At 72.1% G+C, this 18,752-nt stretch carries 14 protein-coding genes and 1 pseudogene; 7 read left to right on the top strand and 8 right to left on the bottom strand.

Annotation, left to right across the window (positions count from 1 at the left end; translation table 11 throughout):
* The first annotated feature begins 31 nt into the window (after window positions 1-31).
* The gene (locus RWE79_RS19550) at window positions 32-352 is read left to right on the top strand and encodes a PepSY domain-containing protein (protein WP_475941359.1); all 321 of its coding nucleotides are present in this window, start codon (window positions 32-34) and stop codon (window positions 350-352) included.
* A 109-nt stretch (window positions 353-461) separates the two neighbouring features.
* Here RWE79_RS19550 and RWE79_RS19555 read toward each other — a convergent pair whose 3' ends face one another.
* Window positions 462-827, bottom strand: a complete 366-nt coding sequence (locus tag RWE79_RS19555) for a DUF6344 domain-containing protein (protein WP_475941360.1) — start codon at window positions 825-827, stop codon at window positions 462-464.
* A gap of 183 nt (window positions 828-1,010) precedes the next feature.
* Between RWE79_RS19555 and RWE79_RS19560 the strand changes: the two genes are divergently transcribed.
* Complete coding sequence (locus RWE79_RS19560) at window positions 1,011-1,907, top strand: LLM class flavin-dependent oxidoreductase (protein ID WP_475941361.1); 897 nt, start codon at window positions 1,011-1,013, stop codon at window positions 1,905-1,907.
* On the opposite strand, the gene RWE79_RS19565 is transcribed toward RWE79_RS19560, so the two are convergent.
* Entirely contained in the window at window positions 1,900-2,142 is a 243-nt protein-coding gene (locus tag RWE79_RS19565; RefSeq protein WP_475941362.1) for a hypothetical protein, read from the bottom strand. The two genes, RWE79_RS19560 and RWE79_RS19565, sit on opposite strands and share 8 nt — an antisense overlap.
* Window positions 2,143-2,239: 97 nt before the next feature.
* Here RWE79_RS19565 and RWE79_RS19570 point away from each other — a divergent pair, with 97 nt between their 5' ends.
* Window positions 2,240-3,103 (top strand): HAD family hydrolase, encoded by an 864-nt coding sequence (locus tag RWE79_RS19570; protein ID WP_475941363.1) that lies wholly within the window; start codon window positions 2,240-2,242, stop codon window positions 3,101-3,103.
* Window positions 3,104-3,187: 84 nt separating this feature from the next.
* Here RWE79_RS19570 and RWE79_RS19575 read toward each other — a convergent pair.
* The 5 genes and pseudogenes from RWE79_RS19575 to hisC all read right to left on the bottom strand — a co-directional run.
* Window positions 3,188-4,279: pseudogene (locus RWE79_RS19575) on the bottom strand (GAF domain-containing sensor histidine kinase); the annotation flags it as partial.
* A 71-nt stretch (window positions 4,280-4,350) separates the two neighbouring features.
* On the bottom strand, window positions 4,351-7,809 hold the full coding sequence (gene cydD, locus RWE79_RS19580) for a thiol reductant ABC exporter subunit CydD (RefSeq protein WP_475941364.1): 3,459 nt from the start codon (window positions 7,807-7,809) through the stop codon (window positions 4,351-4,353).
* 14 nt (window positions 7,810-7,823) lie between these two features.
* Window positions 7,824-8,837: a cytochrome d ubiquinol oxidase subunit II gene (cydB, locus tag RWE79_RS19585; RefSeq protein WP_475941365.1), complete on the bottom strand. Its 1,014-nt coding sequence runs from the start codon at window positions 8,835-8,837 to the stop codon at window positions 7,824-7,826.
* 33 nt (window positions 8,838-8,870) lie between these two features.
* Window positions 8,871-10,433, bottom strand: coding sequence for a cytochrome ubiquinol oxidase subunit I (locus tag RWE79_RS19590; protein WP_475941366.1), 1,563 nt, complete (start codon window positions 10,431-10,433; stop codon window positions 8,871-8,873).
* A 289-nt stretch (window positions 10,434-10,722) separates the two neighbouring features.
* Entirely contained in the window at window positions 10,723-11,817 is a 1,095-nt protein-coding gene (gene hisC, locus RWE79_RS19595; RefSeq protein ID WP_475941367.1) for a histidinol-phosphate transaminase, read from the bottom strand.
* A 291-nt stretch (window positions 11,818-12,108) separates the two neighbouring features.
* On the opposite strand from hisC, the gene RWE79_RS19600 reads away from it, so the two are divergent.
* The 3 genes from RWE79_RS19600 to RWE79_RS19610 all read left to right on the top strand — a co-directional run bounded on the left by RWE79_RS19600 (window position 12,109) and on the right by RWE79_RS19610 (window position 15,427).
* Window positions 12,109-13,206, top strand: a complete 1,098-nt coding sequence (locus RWE79_RS19600) for a LacI family DNA-binding transcriptional regulator (protein WP_475941368.1) — start codon at window positions 12,109-12,111, stop codon at window positions 13,204-13,206.
* Between the two features lie 116 nt (window positions 13,207-13,322).
* Entirely contained in the window at window positions 13,323-14,402 is a 1,080-nt protein-coding gene (locus RWE79_RS19605) for a metallophosphoesterase (RefSeq protein WP_475941369.1), read from the top strand.
* Between the two features lie 137 nt (window positions 14,403-14,539).
* On the top strand, window positions 14,540-15,427 hold the full coding sequence (locus RWE79_RS19610; RefSeq protein ID WP_475941370.1) for a hypothetical protein: 888 nt from the start codon (window positions 14,540-14,542) through the stop codon (window positions 15,425-15,427).
* Window positions 15,428-15,466: 39 nt separating this feature from the next.
* On the opposite strand, the gene thiC is transcribed toward RWE79_RS19610, so the two are convergent.
* Window positions 15,467-17,245 carry a phosphomethylpyrimidine synthase ThiC gene (gene thiC / locus RWE79_RS19615; protein ID WP_475941371.1) on the bottom strand — a complete coding sequence of 593 codons (1,779 nt, stop codon included), beginning with the start codon at window positions 17,243-17,245 and terminating at the stop codon, window positions 15,467-15,469.
* A 170-nt stretch (window positions 17,246-17,415) separates the two neighbouring features.
* Between thiC and RWE79_RS19620 the strand changes: the two genes are divergently transcribed.
* Complete coding sequence (locus tag RWE79_RS19620; protein ID WP_475941372.1) at window positions 17,416-18,750, top strand: YibE/F family protein; 1,335 nt, start codon at window positions 17,416-17,418, stop codon at window positions 18,748-18,750.
* Window positions 18,751-18,752 lie beyond the last annotated feature (2 nt).

Here is an 18,752-nt window from a genome sequence, read left to right on the forward strand (position 1 = left end):
CAACAACAGTTATGTCTCGGGAGGAATCATCATGAAACGCAAGGCACTGATCGCCGGTATCACCGCCGCTGTGCTGGCCACCGGAGGCACCGCCACCGCGTTCGCGCTCACCAGCGACGACGACGGCGTCACCGCCACCCGCGCGACGGGCACCACCACGGTCTCCGACAACGCGGACCGGACCGGACACGACGCCGCTGCGGCCTCGGACACCGACATCACCGCGGCCATCCGTGCCGCTCTGTCCACGGTCCCGGGCACAGCCACCTCCGCCGACCTCGACGACGACCACGGCACTGGCTCGGCCTGGGACATCGAGATCCAGGGCAAGGACGGCAAGGAGACGATGTGACCGTCAGCACCACAACGGGCGAGGTCACGGCGAACCGGATCGACACCGGAAACAACGGGGACGGCAGGGACGGCAGGGACGGCAGGCACGACGACTGACCGGAGCGCCATCAGGCGAGCGCGGCGCTCGCCGCAGGACCCGTGTCGGCGATACCGGCGATACCGGCACTGTCGGCCCCGTCGGCGAGGTCGGCGAGGTCGTCCGGCAGACTGCGGGCGGACGGGGAGGAACCGTGCGCCTCGGCGCGGATCCGCTGCTTCATCGTCGGCGGCCGGGACCGGTCGCGCCGAGGCTCGAACGACCGGGGAGCGGGGATGGCGACCCGGGCGGCGCCGCGGATGACGTCCGGGGCCGCGGCAGCCTTCGGCTCCGGCCTCTGCTCGGGCCGGACGCCGAAGCCCAGTGCGGCGACGCACCTGAGAAGTGCGGTGACGAAGACGTTCCAGAACGTCGTGACAGTGGCGGTGGCAGCCATGGCCTCTCACTTCCTCATACCTCGTGGATCACGTTCCTCCGATGATGCGGAAAGCGAGCACGGAATTCCGGAAGCCGCACCCCGGGTTCGCCGATATACACATGAACGCCACCCGATCGGCCCAAAACGACCCTCTGTCCCCGTGCGGCCCGCCCGCCCGGGGCAGGCGCATAGGGTCGGAGCATGCGTCTGAGCACTGTCATCCTGCCCATCCACCGCTGGACCGAGGGCCAGAAGGTCTGGCGGCGAGCCGAGGACCTCGGCTTCCACACGGCGTACACCTACGACCATCTGTCCTGGCGGTCCTTCCGGGACGAGCCGTGGTTCGGCGCGGTGCCGACGCTGACAGCCGCAGCGACGGCTACGGAGAGTATCCGTTTGGGCACCCTGGTGACCTCGCCGAACTTCCGGCATCCGGTGACGCTGGCCAAGGACCTGATCACGCTGGACGACATCAGCGACGGCCGGATCACCCTCGGCATCGGGGCCGGCGGGAGCGGCTTCGACGCCACGGCACTGGGGCAGGAGCCGTGGTCGGCGCGGGAGCGGGCGGACCGGTTCGGGGAGTTCGTGCCGCTGCTGGACCGGCTGCTGACGGAGCCCGTGGTGACCGCCGAGGGCCGGTTCTACTCGGCGGGTGAGGTACGGAACATCCCTGGGTGCGTCCAGCGGCCCCGGATCCCGTTCGCGGTGGCGGCGACGGGGCCGCGCGGTCTGAAGGTGGCGGCGCTGCACGGGCAGGCCTGGGTGACCTACGGTGATCCGCGCGGGCCGGGGGACGTACCGGTGGCGGAGTGCCCCGCGGTGATCGCACGGCAGCTGGAAGGGCTGGCGGCCGCCTGCGCCGAGACCGGCCGCGACCCGGCCGGGCTGGAGCGCGTCCTGTTGCAGGGGTCGACGGCGGAGCGGCCCCTGGACTCGCTGGACGCCTTCGTGGACTACGCGGGGCGCTACGCGGAGATCGGGATCACGGAGATCGTGGTCCACTGGCCGGTGCCGGATTCGGTGTTCGGCACGGATCAGGACGTTTTCGAGCGGATCGCCACCGAGGGGCCGGCCCAGCTCGCGGCGCTCAGCTGACCTCTCTGCGCTCCCTCTCCCGTGTGTTTCGTGTGTCCCGTGTTTCCCGTGCGTCGTGGCGTTCCCGGCCACGTGCCTGGCGCCGCCAGAGCGGGATCACGGCGGGCGGCTCGGCGGGCAGGTCGGCGGGGTGGTCGGTCGAGGTGCTCGCGGCGAAGCGGATGCCGTCGAGGACGGTACCCAAAGCGTCGCCCAGCAGCACCGGTTCACGGTCGGCGTGCTCTGCTTTCTCCATGTCCTGATGGTGGCACCCGGCACTGACAATCGGCCGCGCTCCGTGCTGCACTGGTCGCACCCAGCACCCCGGAACCGTATACAGGAGGATGTAACGCGTGACCTCAGCCACCGAGCTACCCCGGACCACCGCCGCACCCGCCCCGGCGTCGACGCCGCGGCTGATCGCCACCGACCTCGACGGGACGCTGCTGCGCGACGACAAGACGGTGTCGGCCCGGACGATCGCGGCCCTCGCCGCCGCCGAGGCCGCCGGGATCGAGGTCTTCTTCGTCACGGGACGCCCGGCCCGGTGGATGAGCGTCGTCGCCGAGCACACCGCGGGCCACGGCGTCGCGATAGTCGCCAACGGCGCGGCCGTCTACGACCTGCGCCGCGACCGGCTGCTCGCCGCCTATCCGCTGGACGCGCGGGACGCCCTGCGCGTGCTGGAGGCCCTGCGGGCCGCCGTGCCGGGAACGGCGTTCGCGATCGAGCGCACCGGGGGCTTCGCCTACGACCCGTCGTACGTCCCGTACTCCCCGGGCGAGGAGGCCGTCGTGGCACCGGTGGAGGAACTGCTGCTCGACACATCCGCGGCGCATCAGCCGCTGCTGAAGCTGCTGGCCAAGCACCCGGACATCGATCCGGACCTCTTCCTGGGCACCGCGCGCGCGGTGGCGGGCAGCTACGCGGAGATCACCCGGAGCAGCCCCTCGGCGCTGCTGGAGATCAGCGGACGTGGGGTGAGCAAGGCCACCACGCTGGCACGATGTTGCGCGGAGCGCGGCATCGCGGCCGAGGAGGTCGTGTCGTTCGGGGACATGCCCAACGACCTGGAGATGCTGTCGTGGTCCGGCACCTCGTACGCGGTCGCCAACGCGCACCCCGACGTACTGGCGGCGACCACGCACCGCACCGGGGCGAACGAGGAGGACGGGGTGGCCGCCGTCATCGAACAGATCCTGGCCACGGGGCGATAGCGCGGTGCCCGCGTTGGTTCACCGGGTCCGTCCGGTGAACGGCCGGCCGCGCAACCCGGCGAACGCCTGCCGCCACCGCACTCGCTAGAGCGGGACCTCCCACACGACCGCCGTGCCCAGGCCGTCCGGGCGGGGCCCGTAGGTGGCGGTGCCGCCCAGGGACTCGGCGCGGCGGGCCAGGTTGCTGAGGCCGCTGCGGCGGCCGCCCGCGGGGATGCCGACGCCGTCGTCGGAGACCAGGAGCCGGACGGCGGCGGTGCCGTCGTCGAGGACCGCGGTGGCGTCGATGACCACGTCGATACGGGAGGCCTCGGCGTGCCGGAGGGCGTTGGACAGCGTCTCGCGCAGCGCGGCCACGAGGTTCTTCGCGCCCAGCTCGCCGACCCGCGCCTCGACGGCCCCCACGAACCGTACGGAGGGCTGGAAGCCCAGCGGCACGGCGACCGTGCTGACCTCGCGCAGTACGCGGGTGCGCAGGCCGGAGGGGGCCTCGGTGGGGCTCTGCTGGAGGGCGAAGATCGCGGTGCGCACCTCCTGGATGGTGGCGTCCAACTCGTCCACGGCGCGGCCGATGCCGTCTCGTACCTCGGCACCGGCGGTCGGGTCCTCGGCACGGCGCCGGGCGCCCTGCAGCATCAGACCGGTGGCGAAGAGCCGCTGGATGACGAGGTCGTGCAGGTCACGGGCGATACGGTCGCGTTCCTCGTAGACCGCGAGCCGCTCACGGCCGCGCTGCGCGTCGGCCAGGAGCAGCGCGAGGGTGGCCTGCGCGGCGAACCAGGTGGCGAAGAAGCGCTCCTCCTCGGTGTAGCAGGGCCCGCCGCGCAGGCGGGGCAGGACGAGGGTGCCCATGACGCGGCTGCCGCTGCGCAGCGGCAGCATCATGGTGGGGCCGAAGCGGGGTGCGATGGCCGTGGTCATCCTGGGGTCGGTCGCCGAGTCGTCGACGAACACCGGCACTCCCGCCAGCAGCTGCGCCACGACCGGGCTGTCCGGCTCTACGAGGGTACCTACCAGGCCCTGCGGCCGGTCGGCGGAGGCCGCGACGACCTCCAGGCCGCCCTCGCCGGTGGGCAGCAGCACCAGTCCGGCGTCGGCTCCGGCGAGCCGGCGGGCCTCGGCCGCGACGGTGTCCAGGGCGGAGTCCGCGTCGTCGGTGAGCAGGGCGTGGCCGACCGAGCCCACGGCATCCAGCAGCCTGGCGAGGCGTTCTGCCATGGCGCCGAGCGTACGGCCCGGGGCAGCGGTCAGACGGCCAGCAGATCGGCGGCGCGCTCCACGTCCAGCGTCCGGCGGAACGGGCCGTCGGCCGCGGCCAGCTCCTGGTACGTACCGCGCTGGACGACCCGGCCGTGCGCGAGCACCACGATCTCGTCGACCGCCGCCAGGCCGTGGAGGCGGTGGGTGATGAGCAGCGTCGTCCGGCCGGCGGTGGCGGCCAGCAGGTCGGCCGTGAGGGCGTCGGCGGTGGGCAGGTCGAGATGCTCGGCGGGCTCGTCCAGGACGAGGACGGGGAAGTCGGCGAGCAGGGCGCGGGCCAGGGCGAGGCGCTGCCGCTGTCCGCCGGACAGCCGGGCGCCGTGCTCGCCGACGGCCACATCGAGGTCGAGGCCCAGGCGGGCCGCGGCCAGCGCGTGGCGCAGATCGGCGTCGGGGGCTCCGGGCCGGGCCAGCCGGAGGTTCTCCCGGACCGTACTGTCGAACATGTGTGCGTCCTGGGCGCAGAGCCCGACCAGCCGGCGTACGGCGTCGCCGTCGAGGGCGGCCGCGTCCTGGCCGGCCAGGGTGTAGGTGCCGCTCTCGCGGTCGAGGAAGCGGAGCAGCACCTGCGCCAGCGTCGTCTTGCCCGAACCGGAGGGGCCCACGACGGCGACCCGGCGGCCGGGGGCGAGGTCCAGGTCGACGCCGTCGAGCGCCGGCCGGGCCTGCCCGGGGTACCGGGCCGTCAGACCGCGTACGGCGAGGGGGAAGGGCGACTGCGGCGCCGGCGCCGGACGGTCCGGTTCGCCGACCGGCAGCGGCGCGTCGAGGATCTCGTACACCCGGCCCGCCGCCCGGCGGCTGCGCTGCCGGTGCTGGGCGGCCGACGGCATACCCGCGACCGCCTCGAACGCGGCGAGCGGAGTGAGGACGACCACCGCCAGCGCCACGCCCTGCAACCGGCCCGCCGCGACCGCCTGTACCCCGGCGAAGGCGCAGACCACCACCGTCATACCGGTGACCAGCGCGGACAGCCCGGCGCCCAGGGCCGTCCCGGCGGCCGAGCGGGCGGCGGCGGCGGTGAGGGCGCAGTCGGCCCTGGTGGCCGCCTCGATCCGGGCGGGCATCGCTCCCGCGACCGTCACCTCGGCGCTGCCGGTGAGCAGGCCCAGGGTGCGCGTCGCCAGCTCGCCCCGGGCGGGGGCGATACGGCGCTCCGCGCGACGCGCCACGGCCACCGCGAGCGCGGGCACCCCGGCTCCGGCGGCCAGCAGCCCGACCGCGAGGGCCGCCCCCGCCCCGGGGAGCAGCCAGGCGGTGAAGCCGACGGTGACAACGGCGGCGGTGGCGGCGGTGGCGGCGGGCAGCAGCCACCGCAGGAAGTAGTCCTGGAGGCTGTCCACGTCCGCGACCAGCCGGGACAGCAGATCCCCCCGGCTCGTCCCGCGCAGCCCGGCCGGCGCGAGGCGTTCCAGGCGGCGGTAGACGGCCACCCGGAGCCCGGCCAGGGCCCGGAAGACCGCGTCGTGGGCGGTGAGCCGCTCGGCATACCTGAACGCGGCGCGTCCGATGCCGAACGCCCGGGTCGCGGTGACGGCGACCATGAGATACAGGACCGGCGGCTGCTGCGAGGCACGGGAGATCAGCCAGCCGGAGGTCGCCATCAGCCCGGTGGCACAGAGCAGCGCCAGCGCTCCCAGGGCGAGGGCCAGCGCGAATCGGGGGCCCTCGGGGGCCGCTGTGCGGCGGACCCGCCGCAGGGCGGTACGGTCCGTCGCCGGATGCCCGGCCGCGAGGGCGGCGGCGGCCGCACCGGGGTCGGCGGTGGTGTCGAGGACGTCGGCGGCCGGGGGAGCGACGGGCGGCCGGGCCGCGTCCACGGGCCGGGGTTCCTGGGCGGACGGGGAGACGCCCAGCCGGACGGTGCGGTCGGCGACGGCCAGCAGCGCGGGCCGGTGCACCACCATCAGCACCGTACGGCCCACCGCGAGCCGGGCGACGGCGGCCACCACGGCCGCCTCCGTGTCACCGTCGAGGTTCGCCGTGGGCTCGTCCAGCAGCAGCAGTGGCCGGTCGGCGAGGAAGGCCCGGGCCAGGGCGATGCGTTGCCGCTGGCCGGCCGAGAGCCCGGCGCCGGACTCGCCCAGCCCGGTGGCGGGGTCGAGGTCGGGGGCGCCGGCCTCGGTCAGCGCGGCGCGCACCTCGGCGTCCGTGGCGCCGGGGCGGGCCAGGCGGACGTTGTCGGCGACGGTGCCGGGGAAGAGGTGGGGGTGCTGGGGGACCCAGGCGATGTGCCGGTGCCAGCCCGCGAGGTCGTACGCGGCCAGGTCGTGGCCGTCCACGAGGACCCGGCCGGAGGTCGGCCGGGTGAAGCCGAGCAGCGTGTTGAGCAGTGTGGTCTTGCCGACGCCGCTGGGCCCGGTCAGGGCGACCGTCTCCCCGGGGGAGAGGGTCAGCGAGGTCTCGGGCAGCCGGCCCGCCACCGCCAGACCGTCGAGGGTGACGTTGACCGTGCGCGGGTCGGGCGCCGGCAGGGTGCCGCGCACGGGCGGCGCGGTCTCCAGGACGGCGAAGACCTCCTCGGCGGCGGCCAGCCCTTCCGCCGCCGCGTGGTAGTGCGTGCCGACCTGCCGCAGCGGCAGATACGCCTCGGGGGCGAGGACCAGGATCACCAGCCCCGTGTACAGGTCGAGTCGACCGTTGACGAGCCGCATGCCGATGCCGACGGCGACCAGCGCGACGGACAGTGTGGACAGCAGCTCCAGCGCGAAGGAGGAGATGAAGGCGATGCGCAGCGTGCGCAGTGTCGCCCGCCGGTAGTCACCGGTGATGGCCCGGATGGATTCGGCCTGGGCCTTGGCACGGCCGAAGACCTTGAGCGTGGGAAGGCCGGCCACGACGTCGAGGAAGTGCCCGGACAGCCGGCTCAGCAGCTTCCACTGGCGGTCCATGCGGCTCTGGGTGGCCCAGCCGATGAGCACCATGAAGGCGGGGATGAGCGGCAGGGTGACCGCGATCGTCGCGGCGGAGATCCAGTCCTCGGTGACGATCCGGGCCAGCACCGCGACCGGGACGACGACGGCGAGACCGAGCTGCGGCAGGTACCGCGAGAAGTAGTCGTCGAGGGCGTCGACGCCGCGCGTGGCGAGGGTGGTGAGCTCACCGGAGCGCTGCGTGGTGAGCCAGGAGGGCCCCAGCTCGGTGGCCCGCGCCAGCAGCCGCCCGCGCAGCTGGGACTTGACGGTCGCGGAGGCCCGGTGGGCGCACAGTTCGGTGAGCCAGGCGACGGCCGCCCGGCCGGCCGCGACGGCGGCGAGCAGCAGCAGCGGGGTGCGCAGCCCGGCGGCGTCGAGGCCGTCCTGGAAGCCCCCGACGACGATCTCGGCGATGAGCATGGCCTGGGCGATGACCAGCCCCGCCCCGGCGAGTCCGAGGAGCACCGAGCCCGCGACGAACGCGCGGGAGGCGCGGGCGTGGCGCAGCAGCCGGGGGTCGACCGGTTTCACGTGAAACACACCTCTCAGTGCGTGGCGGCGTCGGCGATGTGCTGGGTGCCGATGCGCTTGCGGAAGACCCAGTAGGTCCAGCTCTGGTAGAGCAGGACGATCGGGGTCGCGATGCCCGCGCACCAGGTCATGATCCGCAGCGTGTACGGCGTCGAGGACGCGTTGGTGACCGTCAGGCTCCAGGCGTCGTTCAGCGAGGACGGCATGACGTCCGGGAACAGGGTCAGAAAGAGCACCGCGACCACGGCCACGATCGTGATCCCGGAGAAGCTGAACGACCAGCCCTCGCGCCCCCGCAGGTTGGCCCCGAGCGCCGCCAGCAGCGCCACGACGGCGACGATCGCGGCCACCAGGCTCCCGGTGCCGCCACCGTCGGCCTGGGTCCAGGCCAGGAAGGCCAGCGCGCACACGGCGGCCGCCGCCCCGGCGCCGGTGGCGAAGCGGCGGGCCCGCTCACGGATGTCGCCGAGCGTCTTGAGCGAGGCGAAGACCGCGCCGTGGAAGGTGAACAGGGTCAGGGTCACCAGGCCGCCGAGGACCGAGTAGACGTTGATCAGGTCCCAGAAACCGCCGACGTAGTTCCCCGCCTTGTCGATCTTGACGCCGTGCACGATGTTGGCGAAGGCCACGCCCCACAGGACGGCCGGGAGGAGCGAGGTCCAGAAGATCGCGGTCTCCCACCTCCGCTGCCACTGTTCCTCCGGCCGCTTGGCGCGGTACTCGAAGGCGACCCCGCGCACGATGAGGCAGACCAGGATGAGCAGCAGCGGCAGATAGAAACCGGAGAAGAGGGTGGCGTACCACTCGGGGAAGGCGGCGAAGGTCGCACCGCCGGCGGTGAGCAGCCAGACCTCGTTGCCGTCCCACACCGGGCCGATGGTGTTGATCAGCACCCGCCGCTCGGCGCGGTCGCGGGCCAGGGCCTTGGTGAGGATGCCGATCCCGAAGTCGAAGCCTTCGAGGAAGAAGTAGCCGGTCCACAGAACGGCGATGAGGACGAACCAGACGTCATGGAGGTGGAGGTGCATCGTCGGTCAGCTCCCTTCGTGCTCGGTACGGGTTCAGTACGAGAAGGCCATCGGGCGGTCGGCGTCGGAGTCGTCGCCACCGATCCTGGTGGGCGGGTTGAGGTCCGCCTCGGTCAGCTCGGGCGGCCCGGCCTTGGCGTACTTGAGCAGGAGCTTGACCTCGACGACGGCGAGGATCCCGTACAGCGCGGTGAAGACGATGAGCGAGGTGAGGACCTCACCGGTCGAGACGGTCGGCGACACCGCGTCCTCGGTCTTGAGCAGGCCGTAGACGGCCCAGGGCTGGCGGCCGGTCTCGGTGAAGATCCAGCCCCAGGAGTTGGCGATCAGCGGGAAGCCCATGGTGAGCAGGCCGATCCGCCAGTACCAGGCCGAGAGCACCGGGCCGAGTTGCTTGTTCCTGGTGAGCATCAGATGCGGTGGCTCGTCGTCGCCGGTGCGGTGCTCCGGCGCGAGCCAGACCTTGCGGCGGGTGAGCCAGAGGCCGGCCAGGCCGACCGCGAAGGACGTCATGCCGAAGCCGATCATCCACCGGAAACCCCAGTAGGCGGTGGGGATGTTGGGCCGGTAGTCGCCGGGTCCGTACGCGGCCTGCTCGGCCTTGTTGACGTCGTTGATGCCGGGGACGTACGAGGTGAAGTCGTCCTTCGCGAGGAAGGAGAGCAGTCCGGGGACCTCGATGGCGACGGTGTTGTGGCCCTTGTCCACGTCCCCGTAGGCGAAGATCGAGAAGGGTGCTGGGGACTCGCCGTCCCACAGGGCCTCGGCGGCGGCCATCTTCATCGGCTGCTGCTTGAACATCACCTTGCCCAGCAGGTCCCCGCTGACCGCGGTGAGCATTCCGGCGACGACGGCGGTGACCAGGGCCAGCCGCAGCGAGGTCCGCATCACCTCGACGTGCTTGCGGCGGGCGAGGTGGTAGGCCGCGATGCCGATCATGAAGGCGGCGCCGGTCAGGAAGGCGGCGGTGAGTGTGTGGAAGACCACGACCAGGGTGGTGTTCTGGCTCAGCACGGCCCAGAAGTCGGTGAGTTCGGCGCGGCCGGTGGCCTTGTTGTAGGTGTAGCCCACCGGGTGCTGCATCCAGGAGTTGGCGGCCAGGATGAAGTACGCGGACAGGATGGTGCCGATGGACACCACCCAGATGCAGGCGAGGTGGATGCGCTGGGGCAGCTTGTCCCAGCCGAAGATCCACAGTCCGATGAAGGTGGACTCGAAGAAGAAGGCGATCAGCGCCTCGAAGGCGAGCGGGGCGCCGAAGACGTCTCCGACGAAGCGCGAGTAGTCCGACCAGTTCATACCGAACTGGAACTCCTGGACGATCCCGGTGACGACACCCATGGCGATGTTGATCAGGAACAGCTTGCCCCAGAACTTGGTCGCCCTGAGGTACTTCTCGTTGCCGCTGCGCACCCAGGCCGTCTGCAGACCGGCGGTCAGCGCGGCGAGCGAGATCGTCAGTGGAATGAAGAGGAAATGGTAGACGGTGGTGATGCCGAATTGCCATCGCGCGACGATGACCGAGTCCAGCGCGAGCTGCACGTCACGCCTCCTTACCGAGCGGTGCTTCAGGTGCGCTTGTGAAAGTGAACGCATTCACAAGGACAGTATGCCGCACATAGTTTCGGCCCTCCGCACCGGGGGTGAGGAGGGCCGAACGGGTGAGCAACCAGGGCTGACCGGCCTCTTTACCAGGCAGGTCGGTTGACGTGGGTGGTCGGCACGGCGGTTCGGCCGGCACGGCGGTTCGGCCGACGCGGTGGATCGGCCGACGCGGTCGACGCGGTTGGCACGGTTGGCACGGTTGGCACGGTTGGCGCGGTCGGCGCGGTCGGCGCGGTCGGCGCGGTCGGCGCGGTCGGCGGATCCGCCGCAGGCGCTACAGCTACAGCTCCTTGCGGAAGGCCTCCGCCGTGCGCAGCAGCACGTCGTTCGCCTCCGGCTCGCCGATGGTGATCCGCAGGCCCTCGCCCGCGAAGGGCCGCACCGTCACGCCGGCCCGCTCGCACGCGGCGGCGAAGTCGGCGGTCCGCTCCCCCAGCCTCAGCCAGACGAAGTTGGCCTGCGCCTCGGGCAGTGTCCAGCCCTGCGCGGCGAGCCCCTCGTGGACCCGGGTCCGCTCGGCGGCCAGCGCGTCGACCCGCTCCAGCAGCGCCGCCTCGGCGCGCAGCGAGGCGACGGCCGCGTCCTGCGCGAGCTGGCTCACGCCGAAGGGCACGGCGGTCTTGCGCAGCGCCGCCGCCACCGGCTCATGGGCGATGGCGAAGCCGACGCGCAGCCCGGCCAGTCCGTACGCCTTGGAGAAGGTGCGCAGCACGGCCACGTTGGGGCGGTCGCGGTAGAGCGAGACGCCGTCGGGGAACCCCTCCGCCCCGCCCTCGTTGCCGCCGGCGCGGACGAACTCGACGTAGGCCTCGTCCAGGACGACCAGGACGTCCGAGGGCACCCGGTCGAGGAAGCGCTCCAGCGCGGCACGGCGGACGATGGTGCCGGTGGGGTTGTTGGGGTTGCAGACGAAGATCAGACGGGTGCGGTCGGTGATCGCGGCGGCCATCGCGTCCAGGTCGTGCGTCTCCGCGGCGTCCAGCGGGACCCGGACCGACGCGGCGCCGCTGATCTGCGTGATGATCGGGTACGCCTCGAAGGACCGCCAGGCGTAGATCACCTCGTCGCCGGGCCCGGCGGTCGCCTGGATGAGCTGCTGGGCGACCCCGACCGAGCCGGTGCCCGTCGCGATGTGCTCGACCGGCACCGCGAAGCGGGCGGCCAGCTCGGCGTGCAGGGCGGTACAGGCCATGTCCGGGTAGCGGTTGAAGGACCGGGCGGCGGCGACCGCTGCTTCCAGCACGCCCGGCAGCGGGGGGTACGGGTTCTCGTTGGAGGACAGCTTGTAGGCGGTCACCCCGTCCGCCACGGCCGGCGGGCGCCCCGGCTTGTAGGTGGGGATACCGTCCAGTTCCGGGCGCAGGCGAGGGTTCATGCCCACACCATACGAGGGCGCGCGCGAAGTCGGGGAGGGCCGGGCACGCGACCGTGCGCCGGTGGCGCGACCCCTGGCGCGCATCCCTCGTACAGGTGAGTTGATACGTCTTCGAAATATCATGCTTGCGGCGGGAGATCACCCTGCGGGCACCCGTAAGCACCCTCACATCCTGTGGGTGGCTGTGAATATAAGGCCCTGGACCTGCCTCAGCCATGCAGAAACGTATCTGTCAAGCCGCCTCCGTGACGCCCCGCTAAAGGACCACCCGAGCCCTACTATCGGCTCGCCATGACAGCAGCAGGGAACCACCAGGCGAGCCGGCCGATCGGACGCCGGCTGGAGCGGGCGGGCATCAGGGATGTGGCCGCCGCGGCCGGTGTCTCGATCACGACTGTCTCCGACGCGCTCAACGGCAAGGGCCGACTGCCCGATGCCACCCGCCGCCATGTGCGCGAGGTCGCCGACCGGCTGGGCTACCGCCCGTCCGCGGCGGCCCGCACACTGCGCACCGGGAGGTCGGGCCTGATCGGCCTGACCGTGACCACCTACGGGGAAGAACCCTTCACCTTCACCGAGTTCGCGTACTTCGCCGAGATGGCACGGGCCGCGACCTCGGCCGCGCTCGCCCGCGGCTACGCCCTGGTGATCCTGCCGGCGTCGTCGCGGCACGACGTGTGGAGCAACGTCGCGCTGGACGGCACGGTCGTCATCGACCCCTCCGACCACGACCCCGTCGTCACCGACCTGGTGCGCCAGGGCGTGCCGGTGGTCAGCGACGGCCGCCCGGCGGGGAACCTCCCGGTGCACGCCTGGGTGGACAACGACCACGAGGCCGCCGTCCTGGACATCCTGGACCACCTGGCCGCCGCCGGCGCCCGCCGGATCGGGCTGCTCACCGGCACCAGCACGGACACGTACACCCGGCTGTCCACCACCGCGTACCTCGACTGGTGCGGGCGCGTCGGCCAGGAGCCGGTCTACGAGGCCTACCCCGCCCACGACCCGTGCGCGGGCGCCGTCGCCGCCGACCGCCTCCTCGCCCGCCCCGACCGCCCGGACGCCGTCTACGGGCTCTTCGACCCCAACGGCACCGATCTGCTGGCAGCCGCCCGCCGATACGGGCTGCGGGTGCCGGACGACCTGCTGCTGGTCTGCTGCAGCGAGAGCAGCGTCTACGCGACGACCGAGCCGCCGATCACCACCCTGTCGCTCAAGCCCGGCCGGATCGGCACCGCCGTCGTGCAACTGCTCATCGACGCCATCGAGGGCTCCGCTCCGAGCGGTCCGGTGCAGCAGGTCATGCCCACCGACCTCATCGTCCGCACCTCCTCGCAGCGCCGTCCGCCCCGCACCAAGGTCAGCCCGCCCCGCAGTCCGGAGGAATAACGCCCGGCGCGTGACGATTTGTCGGCACCCGCCGAAATCCTGGTAGCCAGGTGTGTCACGCTGCGACATCGTCATTCCTATGATGGGCGGATGGCGGCGCGAAGGTGGAGGGGTCGATGACTCAGGGGGTCGGTCACGGACCCGTACAAGGGACGGCCGGCGGCTGGAGCCCGGAGGGCAGCACGCCCACCGGCTACGAGCCGACGCGGATCGACATGCGGCTGGTCCCCGCACCCACGGCGGGGGAGTACCCCGCGGCGGGTGACGCCCCCGTGCCGGGGGCGTACGGAACGCACGAGGAGTACCCACCGGAGTACACCCCGACCCAGCGCGACCTACCGGTGATCAGCGCGCCCCGGGACACCACTCCCGGACCGCTGTACGTGGTCGGCGACGTCCACGGCTACCTGGGCGAGCTGCGCGACGCGCTGCACGCGACCGGGCTGATCGACACCGAGGGTCACTGGGCGGCCGGCACCGCCCGGCTGTGGTTCCTGGGCGACTTCACCGACCGCGGCCCGGACGGGATCGGCGTCATCGAGCTGGTCATGCAGCTCTCGGCCGAGGCGGCGGCGGCCGGCGGCTACTGCAAGGCACTCATGGGCAACCACGAACTGCTGCTGCTGGGCGCCCACCGCTTCGGCGACACGCCGGTCCACTCGGTGGGCGGCACCGCCTCCTTCCTCGCCGCCTGGCGGCTCAACGGCGGCCAGACCACCGACATGGAACGGCTCCAGGACCACCACGTCGCCTGGATGTCGCGGCTCGACGCGGCCACCCTGGCCGACGGCCATCTGCTGCTGCACTCCGACACGACCGCGTACCTGGAGTACGGCTCCACCATCGACGCGATGAACGACGCCGTCACCGGTGTGCTCCAGCGCGGCGACGCCGACGAATGCTGGGAACTGTTCCGCAAGTTCACCAAGCGCTTCGCCTTCCGCGGCGAGGGCGGCCCGCAGGCCGCCCGCGAACTGCTCGACACCTACGGCGGACAGCGGGTCGTGCACGGCCACAGCCCCATCCCGTACCTGCTCGGGGAGGCCGGCGGGGAGAACGCGGGCGACGGCGAGGAACGGCCGCAACCGGTGATCGAGGGACCGCATGTGTACGCGGACGAACTTGCGGTCGCGATGGACGGCGGAGTGACCATGGAAGGCAAACTGCTCGTCGCGCAATTGCCACTTCTGGCCTAAGCAGCCATTTTCCGCAAACTCTCTGTCACGCTGTCACCTCCTCGCTCTACCATCGGGAATATCCGTAGGCACGCTCTCTTCCGCTTCCGACCGGGCTCCGGAGAGAGGCGCTGGAGACGGAGCATCGGGGGATGCACATGAACAGCGCTCAGTATCTGCTCAACGAGGACCGCGCGGAGTTCGAGCGCGCCCTCGACGAGGCGCTGCACTCCGCCGAGACCCAGGCCGCCCTGGGCGAGGGCGGCAACCCGCTCAACACCGAGCAGCTGCGCACCATGGCGCTCGGTGCCGCCGAGCCCATCGCGGCCTGCGCCGCGCCCGAGTACCAGGAGTACCGCAGGATCCGCGACCAGGTGCGTGAGGCCACCGAGGAACGGCAGCGGGCGCGGCTCGGCACGGTCGGTGCGGCCGCCTCCCCCGGCACCGGCATCGGATACATGGCCGCCGCCGGCCCGGTCACCGACCCCGGGGGCTCCGGGGCCGGGTTCCTGGCCATCGCCGCCGTTCTGACGCCGATGCTGGCCGGCGCGGCCGCCGTCATCTTCCTGCTCGCCGGTTACGCCCTGCGCATCGGCCACCCGGTGCCCGCCATCGCCCAGCCCCTGATCAACATCGGCTGGCTCTTCGCCGCCGTCGCGGCCTGCGGGGTCGTCATCGGCATGGTCGGGCTGCTGCTCACCGCGCTGCGCAACGGCTCCACCGCGCTCCACGACAGCCCCGACGAGCTCCCGCCCGAGGTCGCCTACGCCCGCGCCGTCTGGCGTGACGCCCTGCTCGACCGCGGGCTGCTCCCCTTCCTCGCCGAGGCCCTCACCAAGGCCGCCGCCGCCCCCCGTGCCACCGCCCCGGCCCCCTCCTCGTACGACAGCGGCAGCGGCGGCGGCTCCCGGATGCCCCGGCTCGGGTACTCCCGGCCGGACTTCACCAGTCCCGGCCCCGAGGAGTCCCCGGGGCCGGGACGGCGTTTCAGCAGCCCCGACTTCACCAGCCCCGACTTCGGCGGCCCGGACAACAAGCCGGACTAGGCACCTGTCCGACGCGGTGACCGGGCCGGGCCGGGCCGGTCAGTCGGCGATCGGCAGGTACACCCGGTTGCCGGAGGCGGCGAACTCCTCGGACTTCAGGCGCATGCCCTTCTCCGGGTCGAGGCCGTCGGAGGACGCCGGATCGCCGCCGTGCTCGCGCCGGATGTCCTGGCTGATCCTCATGCTGCAGAACCTGGGCCCGCACATCGAGCAGAAGTGCGCCGTCTTCGCCGGCTCGGCGGGCAGCGTCTCGTCGTGGAAGGCACGGGCCGTGTCCGGGTCGAGGGCCAGGTTGAACTGGTCCTCCCAGCGGAACTCGAAGCGGGCGTCGGACAGCGCGTCGTCCCATTCCTGCGCGCCCGGGTGGCCCTTGGCCAGATCCGCGGCATGAGCCGCGATCCGGTACGTGATGACGCCGGTCTTCACGTCGTCACGGTCCGGCAGCCCCAGGTGCTCCTTGGGGGTGACGTAGCAGAGCATCGCCGTGCCCCACCAGGCGATCATCGCGGCGCCGATGCCCGAGGTGATGTGGTCGTAGGCGGGCGCGATGTCGGTGGTCAGCGGGCCGAGGGTGTAGAACGGCGCCTCCTCGCAGATCTCCTGCTGGAGGTCGATGTTCTCCTTGATCTTGTGCATCGGGACATGGCCCGGGCCCTCGATCATGGTCTGTACGCCGTGCCGCTTGGCGACGGTGTTCAGCTCGCCCAGCGTGCGCAGCTCCGCGAACTGGGCCTCGTCGTTGGAGTCGGCGATCGAGCCGGGGCGCAGGCCGTCGCCGAGCGAGTACGTGACGTCGTAGGCGGCGAGGATCTCGCAGAGTTCCTCGAAGTTCTCGTAGAGGAAGCTCTCCTTGTGGTGGGCCAGACACCACGCGGCCATGATGGAGCCGCCCCGCGAGACGATGCCGGTCTTGCGACGGGCGGTCAGGGGCACGTAGCGCAGCAGCACGCCGGCGTGGACGGTCATGTAGTCGACGCCCTGCTCGGCCTGTTCGATGACGGTGTCCTTGTACATCTCCCAGGTCAGCTCCTCCGCCCTGCCGTCGACCTTCTCCAGCGCCTGGTAGAGCGGGACGGTGCCGATGGGGACGGGGGAGTTGCGCAGCACCCACTCGCGCGTGGTGTGGATGTTGCGGCCGGTGGAGAGGTCCATGACGGTGTCGGCGCCCCAACGGGTGGCCCAGGTCATCTTGTCCACCTCCTCCTCGATGGAGGAGGTGACGGCCGAGTTGCCGATGTTGGCGTTGACCTTCACCAGGAACCGCTTGCCGATGATCATCGGCTCGATCTCGGGATGGTTGACGTTGGCCGGGAGGACGGCCCGCCCGGCGGCGATCTCCTCGCGTACGACCTCGGGCAGGACGTTCTCGCGGATCGCGACGTACTCCATCTCCGGGGTGATCTCGCCCCGCCGGGCGTACGCGAGCTGGGTGACGGCACCTCCCCCGCCGCGCCCGCGCCGGGGAAGGCGCGGGCGGCCGGGGAAGACCGCGTCGAGGTTGCGCAGGCCACCCCGCGGCGAGGTGTGCCGGAGGCCGTCGTCCTCGGGCCGGACCGGCCGGCCGGGGTACTCCTCGGTGTCGCCGCGCGCGATGATCCAGCTCTCCCGGAGCGGCGGCAGGCCCCGGCGGACGTCGGTGGTGATGTTCGGGTCGGTGTACGGGCCGGACGTGTCGTACAGCGTCACGTCCTGGCCGTTGGTCAGGTGCACTCGGCGGACGGGGACGCTGATGTCCGGGCGGGACCCGGTCACGTAGCCCTTGTGCCAGCCGATGGTCCTGGTGCCGTTTTCGGGCACGCGTGCATCCTGCATGGTCATGAGACCCACTCCCTACGCCGGCATTACCCGGTAACAGGTTCAGCGGTCGGCGCAGCTCTTCGTCAGCGCCCTCTCAGCCCGGTGCTCCGAGCTCCCGCGGTTTGCAAAGGTGTCACAACGCTAGCGGGTCTTCGCTCACGCACACCAGTGCGTCTTGCGATGATCGGCCCGTGAACACCGAGTCCGATCACCCACCCGCCCCTGCCGCACCCGCACCCGCACCCGGCCATGCGCATGCCCACGCCCACGCTCATTCCCATGCGCACGGCCCCGTCCCACCGGTCTCCAAGCACCTGCGCAAGGTCATCGCCGCGATCCTGGTGCCCTTCGCCGCCGCGGTCGTGGCCGGGATGATCATGCTGTGGCCGGGAGGGGTGCCCGCGCACGAGCGGACCGGCGTCGGCTTCGACCAGCAGACCCGGTCCGGACAGGTCGTCAAGCTCGTCGACGTCAGATGTTCCGACGTCAACGCGGGCAGCGGCGGTTCGGCCTCCGGAGCGTCGGCGGCCCCCTCGGCCTCGCAGTCCGCCTCCCCGGAGATCTGCCGGAAGGCGACGGTCGAGGTCACCTCCGGCAAGGACAAGGGCCGTACCTTCACCGAGATCGTCCAGCCCACCCAGTCCCGGCAGTACAGCCTGGACCAGAAGGTGCTGCTCGCCTACGCGCCCGGCGCGCCCAAGGACCTGCAGTACTCGGTGACCGATGTGGACCGGGCCTTCCCGCTGTGGCTACTGGCCGGCGTCTTCGCGCTCGCGGTCGTGGCCATCGGGCGGATGCGCGGTCTGCTGGCACTGATCGCGCTGGTCATCAGCTTCGGCATCCTGTCGGTGTTCATCCTCCCGGCGATCCTGGGCGGCGGGAATCCGCTGCTGGTGGCGGTGGTCGGGAGCAGCGCGATCATGCTCATCGCGCTCTACATGTGCCACGGCCTCAACGCGCGCACCTCGGTGGCGGTCCTCGGCACACTCTTCTCGCTGCTGCTGATCGGGCTGCTCGGCTCGGTCTTCATCGGGTGGAGCCATCTGACCGGCAACACCTCCGACGAGACCGGCACCATCCACGCGCTCTACCCCGGCATCGAGATCCGGGGTCTGCTGCTGGCCGGCGTCATCATCGGATCGCTCGGTGTGCTCGACGACGTGACGGTCACCCAGACCTCGGCGGTGTGGGAGCTCAAGGAGGCCGACCCCGGGGCGAGCCCGCGCAAGCTGTACGGCGCGGCGATGCGGATCGGCCGCGACCACATCGCGTCGGTGGTCAACACCCTGGTCCTGGCCTACGCGGGCGCCGCCCTGCCGCTGCTGCTGCTGTTCTCGATCGCGCAGCGCAGCGTACTGAACGTGGCGGGCAGCGAGTTGGTGGCCGAGGAGATCGTACGGACCCTGGTGGGCAGCATCGGGCTGGTCGCGTCGGTGCCGCTGACGACGGCGCTGGCCGCCCTCGTCGTGTCGGCGGACCGCGACAATGGGGGGAGCAGCGGGGGCCGTCGGCGCCGCGCGAGGTGAGG

The organism is Streptomyces sp. RLA131 (assembly GCF_056270125.1).

Excerpts from the sequence above, each read along its gene's own strand:
- RWE79_RS19550 (WP_475941359.1), top strand. The coding sequence starts at position 32 with ATGAAACGCAAGGCACTGATCGCCGGTATCACCGCCGCTGTGCTGGCC.
- RWE79_RS19555 (WP_475941360.1), bottom strand. The coding sequence starts at position 827 with ATGGCTGCCACCGCCACTGTCACGACGTTCTGGAACGTCTTCGTCACC.
- RWE79_RS19560 (WP_475941361.1), top strand. The coding sequence starts at position 1,011 with ATGCGTCTGAGCACTGTCATCCTGCCCATCCACCGCTGGACCGAGGGC.
- RWE79_RS19565 (WP_475941362.1), bottom strand. The coding sequence starts at position 2,142 with ATGGAGAAAGCAGAGCACGCCGACCGTGAACCGGTGCTGCTGGGCGAC.
- cydB (WP_475941365.1), bottom strand. The coding sequence starts at position 8,837 with ATGCACCTCCACCTCCATGACGTCTGGTTCGTCCTCATCGCCGTTCTG.
- RWE79_RS19590 (WP_475941366.1), bottom strand. The coding sequence starts at position 10,433 with ATGCGTTCACTTTCACAAGCGCACCTGAAGCACCGCTCGGTAAGGAGG.
- hisC (WP_475941367.1), bottom strand. The coding sequence starts at position 11,817 with ATGAACCCTCGCCTGCGCCCGGAACTGGACGGTATCCCCACCTACAAG.
- RWE79_RS19600 (WP_475941368.1), top strand. The coding sequence starts at position 12,109 with ATGACAGCAGCAGGGAACCACCAGGCGAGCCGGCCGATCGGACGCCGG.
- RWE79_RS19605 (WP_475941369.1), top strand. The coding sequence starts at position 13,323 with ATGACTCAGGGGGTCGGTCACGGACCCGTACAAGGGACGGCCGGCGGC.
- RWE79_RS19610 (WP_475941370.1), top strand. The coding sequence starts at position 14,540 with ATGAACAGCGCTCAGTATCTGCTCAACGAGGACCGCGCGGAGTTCGAG.
- thiC (WP_475941371.1), bottom strand. The coding sequence starts at position 17,245 with ATGACCATGCAGGATGCACGCGTGCCCGAAAACGGCACCAGGACCATC.